Annotated in this window: 11 protein-coding genes; 2 read left to right on the top strand and 9 right to left on the bottom strand. The window is 41.8% G+C overall.

The features are described from left to right. Positions 1 to 12: 12 nt before the first annotated feature. The 7 genes from ACLI1A_RS05355 to ACLI1A_RS05385 all read right to left on the bottom strand — a co-directional run bounded on the left by ACLI1A_RS05355 (position 13) and on the right by ACLI1A_RS05385 (position 11,430). The gene (locus ACLI1A_RS05355) at positions 13 to 1,020 is read right to left on the bottom strand and encodes an arabinan endo-1,5-alpha-L-arabinosidase (protein WP_411406873.1); all 1,008 of its coding nucleotides are present in this window, start codon (positions 1,018 to 1,020) and stop codon (positions 13 to 15) included. A 5-nt stretch (positions 1,021 to 1,025) separates the two neighbouring features. After that, positions 1,026 to 1,991, bottom strand: a complete 966-nt coding sequence (locus tag ACLI1A_RS05360) for a glycoside hydrolase family 43 protein (protein WP_411406875.1) — start codon at positions 1,989 to 1,991, stop codon at positions 1,026 to 1,028. Between the two features lie 17 nt (positions 1,992 to 2,008). Continuing rightward, positions 2,009 to 3,622: an arabinan endo-1,5-alpha-L-arabinosidase gene (locus ACLI1A_RS05365; protein ID WP_411406877.1), complete on the bottom strand. Its 1,614-nt coding sequence runs from the start codon at positions 3,620 to 3,622 to the stop codon at positions 2,009 to 2,011. Positions 3,623 to 3,640: 18 nt separating this feature from the next. Continuing rightward, complete coding sequence (locus tag ACLI1A_RS05370) at positions 3,641 to 5,134, bottom strand: arabinan endo-1,5-alpha-L-arabinosidase (protein WP_411406879.1); 1,494 nt, start codon at positions 5,132 to 5,134, stop codon at positions 3,641 to 3,643. Between the two features lie 18 nt (positions 5,135 to 5,152). Then, entirely contained in the window at positions 5,153 to 6,658 is a 1,506-nt protein-coding gene (locus ACLI1A_RS05375) for an alpha-N-arabinofuranosidase (protein WP_411407219.1), read from the bottom strand. 158 nt (positions 6,659 to 6,816) lie between these two features. Then, positions 6,817 to 8,385 carry a RagB/SusD family nutrient uptake outer membrane protein gene (locus tag ACLI1A_RS05380; RefSeq protein ID WP_411406881.1) on the bottom strand — a complete coding sequence of 523 codons (1,569 nt, stop codon included), beginning with the start codon at positions 8,383 to 8,385 and terminating at the stop codon, positions 6,817 to 6,819. 18 nt (positions 8,386 to 8,403) lie between these two features. After that, complete coding sequence (locus tag ACLI1A_RS05385) at positions 8,404 to 11,430, bottom strand: SusC/RagA family TonB-linked outer membrane protein (protein ID WP_411406883.1); 3,027 nt, start codon at positions 11,428 to 11,430, stop codon at positions 8,404 to 8,406. Between the two features lie 232 nt (positions 11,431 to 11,662). Between ACLI1A_RS05385 and ACLI1A_RS05390 the strand changes: the two genes are divergently transcribed. Beyond that, positions 11,663 to 12,346 carry an NUDIX hydrolase gene (locus ACLI1A_RS05390; RefSeq protein WP_411406885.1) on the top strand — a complete coding sequence of 228 codons (684 nt, stop codon included), beginning with the start codon at positions 11,663 to 11,665 and terminating at the stop codon, positions 12,344 to 12,346. Between the two features lie 35 nt (positions 12,347 to 12,381). On the opposite strand, the gene ACLI1A_RS05395 is transcribed toward ACLI1A_RS05390, so the two are convergent. Further along, positions 12,382 to 13,053 carry a DUF4294 domain-containing protein gene (locus ACLI1A_RS05395; protein ID WP_411406888.1) on the bottom strand — a complete coding sequence of 224 codons (672 nt, stop codon included), beginning with the start codon at positions 13,051 to 13,053 and terminating at the stop codon, positions 12,382 to 12,384. 81 nt (positions 13,054 to 13,134) lie between these two features. Between ACLI1A_RS05395 and ACLI1A_RS05400 the strand changes: the two genes are divergently transcribed. Next, positions 13,135 to 14,223: a M42 family metallopeptidase gene (locus tag ACLI1A_RS05400; protein WP_411406890.1), complete on the top strand. Its 1,089-nt coding sequence runs from the start codon at positions 13,135 to 13,137 to the stop codon at positions 14,221 to 14,223. 73 nt (positions 14,224 to 14,296) lie between these two features. Here the strand turns inward: ACLI1A_RS05400 and ACLI1A_RS05405 are convergent, their stop codons facing one another. After that, a complete protein-coding gene (locus tag ACLI1A_RS05405) occupies positions 14,297 to 15,919 on the bottom strand; it encodes an ABC-F family ATP-binding cassette domain-containing protein (RefSeq protein WP_411406892.1) in 1,623 nt (540 codons plus the stop codon). Positions 15,920 to 16,007: the final 88 nt, after the last annotated feature.

Below are 16,007 nucleotides of genomic sequence, written 5' to 3' on the forward strand. Positions count from 1 at the left end.
ATTATCTTTTTATTACTGCATTGGCGCTACAACCGGCCAACCTTCTTTCCACTTAATCTCTTTAATAATAAGCTTCGGAGCTCCTTTTTTTGCATTATCATACCCATGAAAAATCAGGTAATCATTACCGTCAAAAGTATAAGCACTGTTGTGCCCTACCCCTGCCCAGTTTTTATTACCTTCAATTACAAGTGTACCTCCTCCCTGAAACAACTCCTTACCTGTAGCATCTACATAAGGGCCGGTTACCGTTTTGCTACGGCCTACCACCACCTTATAGGTGCTGTTTTCGCCACGGCAGCAATAATCCCATGACAGGAACATGTAGTACCAGCCGTCTTTTTTAAACACAAAAGGCGCCTCAAGGGCTGCATCGCCCGGGTCTTTGTCCTGCAGGCTGAAGGTACGCTCACGGCGTGCCACAGTATACCATTCTTGTGGTTGGGTAGCTATAGTAGTAAGATCTGCGTTAAGCTTTACCATTTTAAGTCCGTTCCAGAACGAGCCGAATGTAAGCCACGGTGTATTGTTTTCGTCTAAAACCAGGTTAGGATCTATGGCATTCCATAAATCACGGTTTGGAACCGACTCTATTACAATACCGTGGTCTACCCACTTAAAATCTTTGTCTTTAGGGTTAAGCGTTTTGTTTGTGGCTACCCCGATTGCCGAAGTATTTTTGGCAAAGGAAGAAACCGAGTAATACAGGTAATACTGTCCGTAATGATAACTTACATCAGGAGCCCAGATGTGGCCCTTAAAATCAGGCGCAACAATGGTAGCCCACTTGGGCTGTTCGGTAAAAACTGGTGCCTCTTTGGTCCAGTTTTTCATATCCGGTGACGAGTACACCGTTATACCATGACCGGTACAAAACAGGTAATACATACTGCCCTGTTTTATCATAACCGGATCGTGCACTATAGTTTCGCCCGTAGGCAGCGCCTCCTGCGAAAAAGCACTGCCACAAACGGAGAACAAAACTATGCTTACCCAAATATAAAGGAAATGATTTCTCATGTTTTTTAGTTTTGGATGCCTTCTGAGGTCATTATTACACGTTTAAGGGTACCATCCGGGTTATAGTACAGCTTGTCTATACACACCGACCTGCGGAAACTGCCACCATTTGGCTGAATGGCTCCGTTATGGTATATAAAATACCACTGATCTTTAAACTCTATAATACTCTGGTGGTTTGTATTACTGTTTCCGGCAAGTTCATTCAGTATACCTTTGTACTCCCAGGGGCCTTCTATGCTCTTACTCATAGCGTACGCTATCTTTTCAGGAAACTCATACGCATACGAAAGATAATACCAACCTTTGTTTTTATGAATCCATGGTGCTTCGGTAAAATGAGGCAGGTCTACCACTTTTATTTCACCTTCTGTTTCCACCATGTTCTTTTTAAGTTTGATGAAATGACAAACCGTATTACCCCAGTACAGGTACGCCTGCCCTTTTTCGTCAATAAACACAGTAGGGTCTATATCATCCCAAGTAATGCTTGTTTGAGTAGTCATGTCATTAGTAATAATGGCATGCCCCACAGCATCTTTAAACGGCCCAAGCGGCGAATCGCTTACCGCAACGCCTATGGCTTTGCCTTTAATGGTTTTATGCTCGGCGCAAATGTACCAGTAAAACTTACCGTTTCGCTCTATAACCTGAGATGCCCAGGCATCACCACTTGCCCAGCTGAATTCGCTAACTTTTAGTGGTACTTTATGCTCTTTCCAGTGTACCATATCGGCAGATGAATACACCAGCCATTCATTCATCCTGTAAAAGTTGAAATCATTTGGTGCCTCATCATGCCCTGCGTACAGGTATACCGAGTCTTTATATACAAGGGCTGCGGGATCGCCCATGTATTTATCTTTTATTATAGGGTTGTTATATACAGGCTCTTTAGCTGTTACCTTCTTCTGGGCTGAACAGGCTAAAGTGGTTAATGCCGAAACAACAACCAACGCAACTTTCTTCATAATTGTGTGTTGTAATATTAGTATAACTTTTTACCCCAAATGCCTTTTCCCTCAGGGGTATAACCTGAAATAGCAAGGGTAACTTTACGAGGGCTGCTTTCCCAATCCCATGAGTCAAACACCTTACATTTCATTCCGTTTATCAGTAGTTCTTTATTAGCCGAATCATAGCTCCAGGTACCCGTTAGGCCTCCACCCACCGTACCATTAGCATTCAGGCTCACCATACTCGATGTTTGCATTACTCGATACTGGTAGCCCACAATTATAATTTCATAGGTACCGGCTATCTTTTCCGCAGTAATTTCAGTTTGCGGTACTCCTGCATAACGTTCAGGTGATACTACCGGCCATCCGTCTGAGGTCCATTGAATTTCGCGCACATGCCCCATCATAACAGCATTAGATACGTTTATACCCGGAACATTTTCGGGAAGTCGGGCCTGTGACGTAAAAAACCACTTTCCTGTTGTATCATCCTTTATAACTCCACAATGCGAAATACCTACCCATCCGGTATGGTTATTAAACTTGTACGGATGTGTTACCAAAGGCCAGCACTCTGCACCCTGAGATACGTTACCGCCATCCATACCATAGTAAGGCCCGGTTATGCTTGTAGATCTTGCTACACGGGTATTATACGCTATAGATAATTCATCATTTGCCATAAACAGATAGTAGTAACCCGTGCTTTCATTGTATACAATCTCAGCACCTTCCAGTGCCTGCCAGCGGTTAATATTAATATTACCACGACCTGCTATACGCACACCATAGTCATCTAAAGTATTAAGCTGGTAAGGCTTTCCTGTTTCGGGGTTAATTTGTACAGCAGCAATACCCGTATGCCATGAACCGTAGATAAGCCAATGGTCTCCCTGCGGCGTAACTACATAACTGGGATCAATACTATTAAATTTATAATATGCATTCCAGTCGTTAGGTCCGTTTCTATGATAATCAACAACGCCGTCCGACATGTTGCATATTACCATACCCTTATCTACCCATTGATTAGAGGCTAAATCAGAGGTTTCCATCATGCCTATATAGGCTTCTTCGCCCCAGCTGGTGTTAGGATCAGTTCCTTCTATCAAAGCATCATGAACGATACTGTAATACATCCTAAACTTATCCCCCACTTTGCGTACACATGGAGCCCAATAGCCATAGCTAATAGTTTCTATAGGAGCACGCCCTTCGGCAGCCCTTCTAACGTTTATTTCATCCTTTACCCAAGTTGCCTCATTATTCATGGTCGCACCTAAGTACTCCCAATTAACTAAATCCATCGAACGTCTGCAATGAAAGTGTCCGTGCCCGAAGGAAGCATTACCATAAGAAGCATCGGTTTGGTACATATAATAATAGTTACCGTCCTTTACTATTGTAGGGTCGTGCACGTTAGCCAGGTTCCACTGGCTTCGGTTTTCCCAACCACTTATAGGTGTATAATTATCAGCATAGGTAGGCCCGTTAAAGCCCACCGGATCCGGATCGGGGTCCGGGTCAGTGCTGCTGGTAGAATGATCATCGCCTGTACATGCAGCAAAAAGCAGTGCCGCTATGGCCAGCACCACTATTCCTTTACCCTTACCAGACGCTTTTAATAAATTATTTATCTTCATAATTGGTTACGGTGTTGATTAATTTATCTTTTTACCCCATACTGCCGTACCGGCATTGTTAAGACCTGACAATAATATGGTACTTTGCACTGCGTTTTCCCAATCACGACCGCGTTCTACATGAAGCTTATCGGTATAACCGTTACTCCATGTAAGAGTAAGCCATGGAGCACTATAGCTCCAGTGGTTGTTAGCACTACCATTTATAGTACCCGCGGCATCAAGAGTAAGCGAAACTGAAGTCTGGAAATCAGGGCTGGTTTGCTCGTCTCCATAACCCGGCACTACATTATAACCTAAAATTATCTGTTCGTAATTACCCACAAGGTCTGTAGCGGCTATGGCGGTTTGTTCTACAGCGGCATAACGCTCTGGTGAAACTACCGGCCAGCCTTCTTCCGTCCAGAATATTTTACGAACGTGCAAGTCCATATAATAACTGTTTTCTCCCGGCCTGCCCTGGTGCGCCATATAATAACTTCCGGTACCATCATCAAATACAGAACAGTGGGCTACGCCCTGCCAGCCCGAATGTCCGTTAAACTTGTAAGGAGCCAGTATCATAGGATAATCATCCTGTTCGTTATTTATATCGTTCCCGTTAAAATCAAGGAATGGACCTTCAGGAGAATCCGACCTGCCCACACGCACATTGTACTTGGTTTGTAGCCAGTCATATGATATAAAAAGGTAGTATTTATTAAACTGGGCATTGTAAATAACTTCGGGGCCTTCAATGTTGCCATTAACTACACCACCTGTAAATCCGCGCTGTGCTACCCTAACACCTTTATCGCCACTTGTTTTTACAAGCCCGGTAGCTGGGTTTAGTTCCAGTTTATAAATACCGTCCCATGCAGAGCCATAGTACATCCAATGGCGTCCGCTTTGATCTATAACCACAGTAGGGTCTATGGCATTGGTTTGTATCGTTGAATCGTTTCTCGATGTTACTACAATACCCTTTTCTGTCCATGGCCCCAGCGGCGCCGAAGCTGTAGCAAGGCCAATAACACTAAGCCTGGGCGTTGATGAAGAAAGCGAGTAATACAGCCTGTATTCACTGCCTACCTTCATAATGTAGGGAGCCCAAAGCGAATTAAACGGTGTACCTCCGCTGGTAGAAATAAAATTAGAACCCTGAGCCGGCAGTTGATCAAAAACCCAGCCCATAAAATCCCACTTTATAAGATCTTTTGACCTGCGAATTTGGATACCCGGCCTTATATCAGCACCAAAACAAACATCGGTATTGTAGCAATAATAGGTATCGCCGTCTTTTATTATTGATGGGTCATGAACGTTGCGATAACCCCATTGGTAAACATTATCGGGGCCATACCCCGGATAGGTATCGGTAATCGTAGCAATATCAAATGTAGGTGTTGTACCCGTACCATCGTCATCGTTACCATCGGTACCGGTTCCACTGTCTTTGGTACATGATGCCAGCATAGCCAGCACCAGTACCGAAGCGCGGAACAGTGATTTATTAATTACAGAAGTATTCATAGCAATAGTCATTTAGCATTATTTCCCTTCCAGCACCACAACCGAGAATGGAGGCAGTGTTACACTAAGTACTCCTTTTTTAAATTTGAAGTCTTTAAAGTCTTTAGGCGTTATAGCCGTTGGATTTTCAAACGTATTGCAGTCCTGAAGCTTGCCCGAAGTAATGATTTTAGCAGTAAAATCCTTTAGGTTAAGGCCTTCAAGTTTTATTTCGGTTGTAATCTTTTGTTTAGAATCGATGTTTACCAGTGAAATGTGGGTTTTACCTTCTTTTTGTGAAGCTGAAACCGAAACTGCCGGAAGCGACTCATTACCAAACTTATATTCAGGTGTTTCTAATGTAACAGGAAGCTGTTTTGCATCCTGGTGTACCTTATAAAGTTTCATTACATGGTACGTAGGCGTAAGCAGCATTTTATCACCTTTAGTAAGTATTACCGCCTGAAGCACGTTTACTGTTTGTGCCAGGTTAGCCATACGCACACGGTCGCTGTGGTTGTTAAATGTATTCAGAGTGGTACCCGCTATCATAGCATCGCGCATGGTGTTTTGCTGATACAGGAACCCAGGGTTTGTGCCCTCTTCCACATCATACCATCCGCCCCACTCGTCTACTACAAGTGCTACTTTTTTCTTCGGATCGTATTTATCCATTATCTCAGTATGCTTTGTAACCAGCTCTTCCATTTTCAGGGCAGTTTTCATGGTTTCAAAGTACTGGCTTTCGTCAAATTTTGTTGAGGAACCTTTTTTCTCCCAAGTTACAAACGAATAAGAGTGTAGTGCCACACCGTCTAACAGGCTTTTAGGTATTTCGCGCATTAGTACTTCTGTCCAGTGATAATCGGCCACATTAGCACCCGATGCTATACGGAAAAGCTCGCCGGTATTAGACCAGTCTGTCATAAAGGTAGCATACTGCCTGTAAAGGTTAGCATAATGCTCTGCAGTCATGTTACCGCCACAACCCCAAGCCTCGTTACCTACACCCCAAAACTTAACACCCCATGGTGTTTCGCGGTTATTCTTTTTACGCAGGTCGCTCATAGGGCTTTTTCCACCGTGGTTTACATACTGTATCCATTCGGTAAACTCCTGTACAGTACCGCTACCTACGTTTGCAGCAAGATACGGCTCAGTGTCCAGTACCTCACACAGGTCAAGGAAATCGTGTGTACCAAAGCTGTTATCTTCGGTTACACCACCCCACCATTGGTTCACTATAGTTGGCCTTTGGTTCTTTGGCCCGATACCGTCTTTCCAGTGATAGGTATCGGCAAAACAACCACCCGGCCAGCGCAGGTTAGGTATACCAAGGTCTTTAAGTGCTGCAATAATATCATTGCGCACACCTTTTGTGTTAGGAATGGCGCTGTTTTCTCCCACATAAAAACCGTCATAAATACAACGGCCTAAGTGTTCAGAGAAATGTCCGTAAATATGCTTGCTAATGGTAGGTGCATCGGCCTTTGCTGTTACAGTAACCGTAGATTTTTGCTGAGCCATTAAAGCACCCGGCAGCATAGTAGCTGCAGTAAAGAAAATTGTAGATAAAAGATTTTTTTGCTTGCCCATAAAAAGTGAGTTTGATTTGAGTTTGATATTTGGTATTTAAAATAGTTAATGCCAATGCGGCGGGCCCTCACATACCCGCCGCTTGGCATTAGCTTTATATTAAAATATTAGTAACCGCTGTTTTGAACAGTACCCGGATTGTTATCCATTTCCAGCTGAGGGATTGGGAAATATTCCCTTCCTGCCTGGTAAGTATTAAATTCGCTATCGCGGTTTTTCAACCAGGCAAGTTTTGTAGCATCCTGTAACCAGCCCCAACGACGTATGTCATCAAAACGGTGACCTTCTGAAGAGAATTCAAGAAAACGCTCGTGTCCTATCTGTTCCCTCATTTGTGCCTGTGTCATACCAGGGTGTGCTGTAGCAAGATCCGGCAGGTTTACACGGCTCCTTACCTGTTGTATGTAAGGATAAGCCTGAGCAGTTTGGCCAAGTTCGTTAAGTACTTCAGCATACATAAGAAGTACATCGGCATAACGCATCAAACGCTCGTTTATACCACTCCTCCAGTCATATTCGTTAGCAAAATCACCATCTGCATTTTCATACTTCCTCCAGAAAAGGTCGTTAAGATCAGCAGGGCTGCCACCATACACAGTTTGGAAAGACTGCCCATAAAGCATCATACCCGGTTTGTTATAAATGATACTAACATCTAACCTTGGATCTACATCACCGCTAACTGTTGCTTCTTCATGGTATTCGTTAAACAGTGTCCATGTAGGCTGCATATCGGTCCAACCGAAAGCACGTGGAGCATAAGTAATGGCGCGTGCGCTGGTTTTACCCCAATCAGACCCTGGAGCACCACCCCAACCAAGAGCTACACCACCTGCATCGCGGCTAAACTGTACCTCAAATATAGATTCTGAGTTGTTTTCGTTAGCAGTAGTAAAGTTGTCTTTATAATTAGAAACCAATGAGTATACACCTAAGCCCATAACTGCTTCAAAAGAAGCCTTAGCACCGGCATAATCATAAGTAAACAATTGTGCTTTACCCAGGTAAGCAAGAGCAGCACCTTTTGTAGCACGACCTGCATCGCCAGCATCAGGACCAGAGATACCAGAGGTATACGACGCCGGTAACAGGTCAGCAGCCATCTGAAGGTCTGCTTTTACCTGCGCCCATCCTTCTTCCTGAGTTTTCTGTGGGTGATACACTTCACCCGTTGTTAGCGGAATAGGTACGTTTTTAAACAGGTTTACCATATGGAAAAGGTAAAGCCCCCTTAGGAAATATGCCTGACCTAAAATCCTGTTTTTATAATCCTCGTCTTCAAATTCTATTGAAGGCACATGTTCTAAAACCTGGTTTGCACGATACATACCCTGGTAGCAGGTTTCATAACACCAGCCGTAAATTGCAGCATCGGCTATACTTGAGTTAAACCTTCCACAGTTTGCCATAGCTGCCCACGGGCTATTACTGCGAGAGTCGTCTGCCTTACCATCAAGTAGTATTGGCGTACTCCTCATATAAGTACCGTCTGTTATTAGACTTCCGTAAACAGAGTTTACACCTTGTAGTGCATCATCCTCAGTTTTCCAGAAACTTGCAGCACTATTGTTGTTAGGGTCTACCTGTGTTAAGTCTTCTTCTCTTACACATCCTGAAAGGACAAGAGCTATTGCGGGAAGAACAACCGCATTTTTTAGAGTAAATATTCTTTTCATCACTTTTTCATATTTTTTTTAGAAACTTGCTTCAACACCAAACGTGAAAGTACGTGGATTAGGGAATGATCCAGGATCGTATCCTCTTGAGAAAAGACCATCGTTGTTAAAGTCTGGGTCAAGACCTTTATAAGGTGTTATTTTCACAAGGTTTGAACCCTGAGCAAATAAACGAACACGCTCTATGTATTTGTTTTTTTCAAGCGGTACGTTGTAACCAAGTTGTAGGTTTTGTAACCTGATATAGTCTCCTTTTTGAATAAAGCGGGTAGATGCCCTTGAGTTTGCATTCACGTCAGAAAAAGTAGGACGCGGTACATTAGTATCAGTATTGTCCGGAGTCCAGTAATTAAGCTCATCTGTGTGGTGGTTAAGCAGTCCGCCTATCATAAGGCCGTTGTAAACACCATTGTAAACATAGTTACCGGCACTACCCTGCCAGAACATGGTAAGATCAAAGTTTTTATAGCTTGCATTAAAGTTAAAACCATAAGTATACTTAGGTATTGTTCTTCCAAGGTGCTTACGGTCGTCATCAGTAATTTGACCATCTCCGTTAACATCCTTAAATTTCACGTCGCCCGGCTGTGCACCCGGTTGTGTAGCATGGCTTGCCACATCGGCTGCATCTTTAAAAATACCTTCTGCTTCATAAGCATAAAGTTCACCTGCGCTATAACCCACTTCAGTAATAGAGTTTATACCATAAATAGGTAAACCATCATTAGCTATTTTAAGTACTTCATTCTTAAGAGTACCTACGTTAGCACTAATATCCCACTGGAATGCATGATCATGATTGCTATAACCCAAGGTAAATTCAAGACCACTGTTTCTTATTTTACCTACGTTTGTAGTAATTGAAGCAGGGAATGCACCTGTTGAGTACGGTAGTGGCTGGTTAGCCAAAAGGTCATTTGATGTCCTTACAAAGTACTCAGCTGTAAACTGTAGTTTGTTTTTAAAGAATGCAAATTCAAGTGCTGAATTGAAAGTAGTGGTATCTTCCCATTTAATGTTAGGGTCTTTTACATCTACAACTATAGTACCCGGAGCAAGCTGGTTGTTAAAATCGTAACCTGCAAATGCATTTACAGTAGAAGAATATCCGTAGTTAGCAATTGTATTGTTACCAAGTAGACCGTAACCACCACGAAGTTTTAGACTATCCCACCACTCCGGAAGTTTAATATCATTACTAATCCTATATGCTGCTGCAAATGAGTAGTAATTACCTGTATTGTTTTTTGGTGCAAATTTAGAAGACCTGTCCTGACGGAAGTTACCGGTAAGATAATAAGTATCATTATAGTTATAATCTATTTTACCCAGGTATGAACGCCTTGTTTCACGCTGCATGTATTCACCACCTGAAATTGCATCGGCGTATTGAATCATGGCTATTTCGTCATAGTCATAACCTACACCGCGGCTCCAAAGATATTCATCCCTCCAGTCTTCCATAATAAAACCAGCCATAGCACTTATTTTATGCTTGCCTAAAGCTACTTCATAGTTTACAAGGTTATCCATAATTGTCCTTGTATTGTGCGTAGTATTTATGTTTAGCGCTGCTTCATCCCTTGTAGTAATATAGTACCAGCCAAGGTCGCTTTCAGGCACATACATTCTGTTTTTCAGGTTTGTCTGGTCAGCAGTAATCCTTGCAGTATACTTAAGCCCTTTAACTATTTCAAGCTCACCCCACACGTTACCTATAAAACGGTTCCTGTTGCTGGTATTTGTAAGTAGGTTGTTCCATCCTATTACGTTAAGGGTAATAGCCCTTTGTGTAAGGTTATCTGCACCACCATAGCCACCAAGCCTGTTAGGGTCGTATACTGGCATGGTAGGTATAGCCTGTAACAGCGCCATAATAGCCGACTCACCATTGTATGAGTTAAAGTTTTCTTTACCGCTATCAGTATAGGCAAGTTTAGCGCCATACTTAAATTTACCTTTTTTACCTGTAAGGTTTAGTGTAGTAGAATAACGCTCATAAGCCTGAGGAGTTTTTAAATAACTGGTATTTTTAAAATAATCCATGTTAAAGTTGTAGCTCAGACTTTCTGAACCTCCACTAAAAGTAAGTGACTGGTTTTGCACTTTACCGGTACGGTAAGCAGCCTTCTGCCAGTCTGTATCTACATTATTAATGTAGTACGAACTTGTCGGGTCGTTACCCGGTAGCGGAGCCATACCATCATTGATATAAGCTGCATTAGTTATCTGCTGATATTGCTCCCTGTTTGTTACCGGGATAGTATTAGCTACATTTTGGAAACCGGTATAAGACCTGTAGTTTACATTAATTTTACCGGCCTTACCTTTCTTAGTAGTAATAATAACTACACCATTAGCACCACGCACACCATAAATGGCAGCAGACGAAGCATCTTTAAGCACCTGGATTGATTCAATCTCACCTGTAGCAAAGTCAAAAGGGTTATCGGTAATCATTCCATCAATTACAAATAACGGGTTGTTATTGTTAAATGACGAGATACCACGTATTTTAATATTTACAAACCCTCCGGGCTCACCGCTAGACTGTACAGTAACACCGGCTACCTGACCCTGAAGCTGCTTGGCCACATCATAGGTAACAGTTTTCTTAGCATTCTCTACATTTACAATACCCACAGATCCTGTAAGGTCGGATTTTTTAGCGGTTCCGTAACCAATTACCACAACGTCATCCAGCTGTGTGGCCGACGAAGACAACTTTACATTAATAGTAGTTTGATTACCCACGGTAATCTCCTGGTTTGCGAAACCAATGTATGAGATAACTAATACATCGTTTGCGCTGGCCTTGATAATAAAATTACCATCAAGGTCGGTAGACACACTGTTTGAAGTTCCCTTTACAGTAACGGTAGCCATAGGAAGCCCCAGGCCATCCTCGGCCGATGTTACTGTACCGCTTATGTTTACCTGGGCCGAAGCCGTGAGCGCGGTAAACAGCACAAACATTAAACCTGCAAGCTTACTTTTAATAACCTTGCGGGCGGTGTCTTTTAATAATGTGGTTAATGCCATCATAAAATTAAAATTTGGTTTGTTTAATAAATGTATTTTTTACACTTCCAAATTTAGTTAAAGATTATCTAAAAAAGCAAATAAATTTTTCATTTTTTTAAAATTTATTATAAATAAACTAATAACCTCGTAATGCTACAACGTTGTCGCAAAAAATTTGTATTTTCATGCGATTTATTCAATATTATTGGAAGTTCCATTGATAGTTACTAACTTGCCACCAATTCAAACACACATGAATAGTTATCACGACCAGGAAAAAGTTCTCTTAGCAGTAGACTGTATCATTTTCGGATTTGACAAAAAACAGCTAAAAATATTACTTATTAAAAGGGATTTTGAACCCGAAAGAGGCAAATGGTCTCTTATGGGTGGATTTTTGCGCCCAGATGAAAACCTGGATAATGCCGCTACACGCGTACTGCACCACCTTACCGGGCTTAGTAATGTATACATGGAGCAATTGCGCTCTTACAGTGCCATAGACAGGGATCCGGTGGCGCGCACCGTGTCAGTTTCTTACTACGCACTCATTAATATATCAGAACATACCGAAATAAATTCAAACTTCTCGGCAGCCTGGTTTGATATTAATGAATTTCCCAGCCTTATCTTCGACCATAATATAATGGTGGCAAACGCGCTTACACGCCTGCGCTACCGTGCTTCAACAAAGCCTGTAGGCTTCGAACTGCTACCGGAAAAGTTTACTATGAAACAGCTGCAAATGCTTTATGAAGCTATATTAGGAGAAAAACTGGATAAGCGTAACTTTATCAATAAAATAAACGGTCTGGATATTTTGGTAAAAACTGAAGAGAAAGACATGAACTCTTCCAGAAAAGGATCTTTCCTTTATATGTTTGACCAGGAAAAATATAATAGTAAAGTTTCAGACGGTTTTACGTTTAAACTATAAAACAAAACAGCCATTTATATAAATGGCTGTTTTGTTTATTCACTTTTTTGTTTTGCTTCTTTCTGCCTGGCACGCCATTGTTTTTTCAGCGCAGGATAATCTATAGTAAAAGCAGGCTCCTGCCTTATAAGCTTATGCTCTTCAAAAGCATTCAGCAAAAAACCTTCTATCATAAAATCCTCGGCTACATTAGCAGGGCTGTATGTCTTTTTAATATCTATCTGAAAAAGCCTTGCCATACGATTGCTCCAAAATGCCTTCCAGCTGCTTTTTTGCTCCTTAATAATATCGTATGTGCTTTCGCCGGTTTGCCTGTATATTAACTTAACCAGTATTTGCCCTTCTTTACGCGATAGTTTTTTTAATTGCCCTTCAAATTCATCTTCCAGGTACTTTTCTACCATTTTAGAATACTTCTTCTTTTCCTTTTCTGTTTTAAGGCAGCTCATATTATATTTAAAAGTATTAAGCCTCTCTGCAGCAATCTTTGCATAAGGATATACCTTAAGCACACGACGGCGCAGTGCCATAAGTTGTGCTTTTTCGTCGGGTGTAATAGAATCTTTTACATTCCCTATAACCAAATCGGGTAGCTGGGTATTAAATACTATAGAATCATTAGCTATACTATCGTTTTGCACCACCTGTGCATGAGTGCTTAAGCTGCATAAAAGCAGGAACAAAACAAAGTAAAAAGTTGGTTTCATGTTCATAAAAATTCTGCTCAAATGTATACAATAATATATAACTGTGCTATGTAATTTATATTTTAGCCAAAAATTAAATTTATGTCTGCAAAAACTGTACTAAACGATGCTTCTGTAGCATTTTTAGAGAAATATTTAAACAACGCCTCCCCTACCGGATATGAAAGCGAAGGGCAAAAAATATGGATGGAGTACCTAAAACCCTATGTAGACACTTTTATAACCGATACTTATGGCACAGCCGTAGGGGTAATTAACCCCGATGCTCCTTACAAGGTAGTGATAGAAGGCCACAGCGATGAGATTTCGTGGTACGTAAACTACATTAGCGATAACGGCCTTATATATGTAATACGCAATGGTGGTAGCGACCACATGATAGCACCAAGCAAACGCGTACACATACATACCAAAAACGGTATTGTAAAAGGCGTTTTCGGGTGGCCGGCCATTCATACCCGTATGCGTGGCAAGGAAGAAGCCGTAAAAATAGAAACACTGTTTATAGACCTGGGCTGTAGCAATAAAGAAGAAGTAGAAAAACTTGGCGTACACGTAGGCTGCGTGATTACCTACCCCGACGAGTTTATGATACTTAATGAAAATAAGTTTGTATGCCGCGCCATAGACAATCGTATAGGTGGTTTTATGATAGCCGAAGTTGCCCGTTTGCTTAAAGAAAACGGAAAAACACTTCCGTTTGGGCTTTATATAACCAACTCGGTTCAGGAAGAAGTAGGCCTGCGTGGAGCAGAGATGATTACCAAAACCATCCGCCCTAATGTGGCTATTGTTACCGATGTATGCCACGACAGCACCACACCTATGATTGACAAGAAGATTGAAGGTGATACGCAAATAGGCAAAGGCCCCGTTATTACCTACGCACCTGCTGTACAAAACAAACTACGCGAACTGATTGTAGATACTGCTGAACAAAACGAAATTCCGTTCCAACGCCTGGCATCAAGCCGCGTTACGGGTACCGATACCGATGCATTTGCATACAGTAACGGCGGTGTGGCTTCGGCACTAATATCTCTACCGCTACGTTATATGCACACCACTGTAGAAATGGTACACAAGGAAGATGTGGAAAACGTAATTAAACTTATCTACGAAACAATTCTTAAAATTGAAGAAGGAGAAACTTTTTCTTATTTTAAATAAAAGCATATCATTAAATAAAAAAATCCCGTAAGTACGTGCTACTTACGGGATTTTATATTTTAACTCTATTTAATTAAGAGTACATTTTCTTTCTTAGCTCCTGTACTTTTTCGTCTTCCAAGTAATCATCAAACGTCATGTAGCGGTCTATAACACCGTTAGGGGTTATTTCTACAACACGGTTTGCTACCGTTTGTGCAAACTCGTGGTCATGCGTAGTAAACAGTACAGATCCTTTAAAGTTTTTTAGCGAGTTGTTAAACGCAGTAATACTTTCCAGGTCAAGGTGGTTTGTAGGCTCATCAAGCATCAGCACGTTGGCACGTAGCATCATCATACGGCTAAGCATACAACGCACTTTTTCTCCACCCGATAGTACACGGCCGGTTTTAAGGGCTTCTTCACCGCTAAAAATCATTTTACCAAGGAAACCACGTACGTAAACCTCGTCACGCTCTTCTTCGGTTTTAGCCCACTGGCGCAGCCAGTCTACAAGGGTAAGGTCGTTATCAAAAAACGCGTGGTTATCTGCAGGCAGGTAGCTTTGTATAGTGGTAATACCCCACTCATATGTACCATTGTCTGCGGTAAGGTTACCGTTTATAATTTCATAGAAAGCGCTTGTAGCACGGCTGTCTTTAGAGAAAACCACTATCTTGTCGCCTTTTGCCATGTTAAGGTCTACATTTTTAAACAGTAATTCGCCATCTATAGATGCAGAAAGGTCTTTTACGTTAAGTATCTGGTCACCGGCTTCGCGCTCCTGCTCAAATATAATAGCAGGGTACCTACGGCTCGATGGTTTAATATCGTCAACTTTAAGTTTTTCAAGCATTTTTTTACGGCTGGTAGCCTGCTTACTCTTAGCCACGTTAGCGCTAAAACGCATAATGAATTCCTGAAGTTCTTTTTTCTTCTCTTCTGCTTTTTTGTTCTGCTGTGCACGCTGCCTAAGCGCAAGCTGGCTTGATTCGTACCAGAAGGTATAGTTACCACTAAAGTGGTTTATTTTACCAAAATCAATATCAGAAATGTGCGTACACACGGCATCCAGGAAGTGACGGTCGTGCGATACTACGATTACAGTATTGTCATAGTTAGCAAGGAAGTTCTCTAACCAAGAGATGGTTTCAAAGTCAAGGTCGTTTGTAGGCTCGTCCATTATCAGTACGTCCGGGCTTCCAAAAAGTGCCTGTGCTAATAGCACACGTACCTTAAGCTTACCATCCATATCACCCATAAGGGTGTAGTGGAACTCCTCGCCTATACCCAGGTTGCTAAGCATAGTTGCCGCATCCGAATCGGCATTCCAGCCATTCATTTCTTCAAAAATAATTTGAAGTTCTCCTACCCTTTCTCCATCTTTATCACTAAAATCAGGTTTCAGGTAAATTTCGTCCATCTCCTTTTTTACAGCAAAAAGGGTTTTATTACCCATCATCACTGTTTCAAGCACCGTATGCTCGTCAAACATGTTGTGGTTCTGGTTCAGTACGCTCATACGTTTGCCCGGCTCCAGGTGTACACGACCCGATGTAGGATCCATATCACCTGAAAGGATTTTTAGAAACGTAGATTTTCCGGCACCGTTTGCACCGATAATACCATAACAGTTGCCCTGGGTAAAGGTTGTGTTTACTTCGTCAAACAAAATCCTTTTACCAAACTGCACCGATAGATTTGAAACTGATAGCATGAAGAAAAAATTTTTGCAAAAATATAAAAAATAGGCTTTCATTTGCAGGAGAATCCAATAAGCTTACCTTTACATGATTTAACGGTAT

The organism is Flavobacterium sp. RHBU_3, assembly GCF_046613565.1.
Lineage (GTDB): Bacteria > Bacteroidota > Bacteroidia > Flavobacteriales > Flavobacteriaceae > Flavobacterium.

What these genes read in the sequence shown, in the direction of transcription:
- ACLI1A_RS05395 (WP_411406888.1), bottom strand. Translation starts at nt 13,053, where the DNA reads ATGAAACCAACTTTTTACTTTGTTTTGTTCCTGCTTTTATGCAGCTTA.
- ACLI1A_RS05380 (WP_411406881.1), bottom strand. Translation starts at nt 8,385, where the DNA reads ATGAAAAGAATATTTACTCTAAAAAATGCGGTTGTTCTTCCCGCAATA.
- ACLI1A_RS05360 (WP_411406875.1), bottom strand. Translation starts at nt 1,991, where the DNA reads ATGAAGAAAGTTGCGTTGGTTGTTGTTTCGGCATTAACCACTTTAGCC.
- ACLI1A_RS05370 (WP_411406879.1), bottom strand. Translation starts at nt 5,134, where the DNA reads ATGAATACTTCTGTAATTAATAAATCACTGTTCCGCGCTTCGGTACTG.
- ACLI1A_RS05405 (WP_411406892.1), bottom strand. Translation starts at nt 15,919, where the DNA reads ATGCTATCAGTTTCAAATCTATCGGTGCAGTTTGGTAAAAGGATTTTG.
- ACLI1A_RS05390 (WP_411406885.1), top strand. Translation starts at nt 11,663, where the DNA reads ATGAATAGTTATCACGACCAGGAAAAAGTTCTCTTAGCAGTAGACTGT.
- ACLI1A_RS05375 (WP_411407219.1), bottom strand. Translation starts at nt 6,658, where the DNA reads ATGCTGCCGGGTGCTTTAATGGCTCAGCAAAAATCTACGGTTACTGTA.
- ACLI1A_RS05355 (WP_411406873.1), bottom strand. Translation starts at nt 1,020, where the DNA reads ATGAGAAATCATTTCCTTTATATTTGGGTAAGCATAGTTTTGTTCTCC.
- ACLI1A_RS05400 (WP_411406890.1), top strand. Translation starts at nt 13,135, where the DNA reads ATGTCTGCAAAAACTGTACTAAACGATGCTTCTGTAGCATTTTTAGAG.
- ACLI1A_RS05385 (WP_411406883.1), bottom strand. Translation starts at nt 11,430, where the DNA reads ATGATGGCATTAACCACATTATTAAAAGACACCGCCCGCAAGGTTATT.
- ACLI1A_RS05365 (WP_411406877.1), bottom strand. Translation starts at nt 3,622, where the DNA reads ATGAAGATAAATAATTTATTAAAAGCGTCTGGTAAGGGTAAAGGAATA.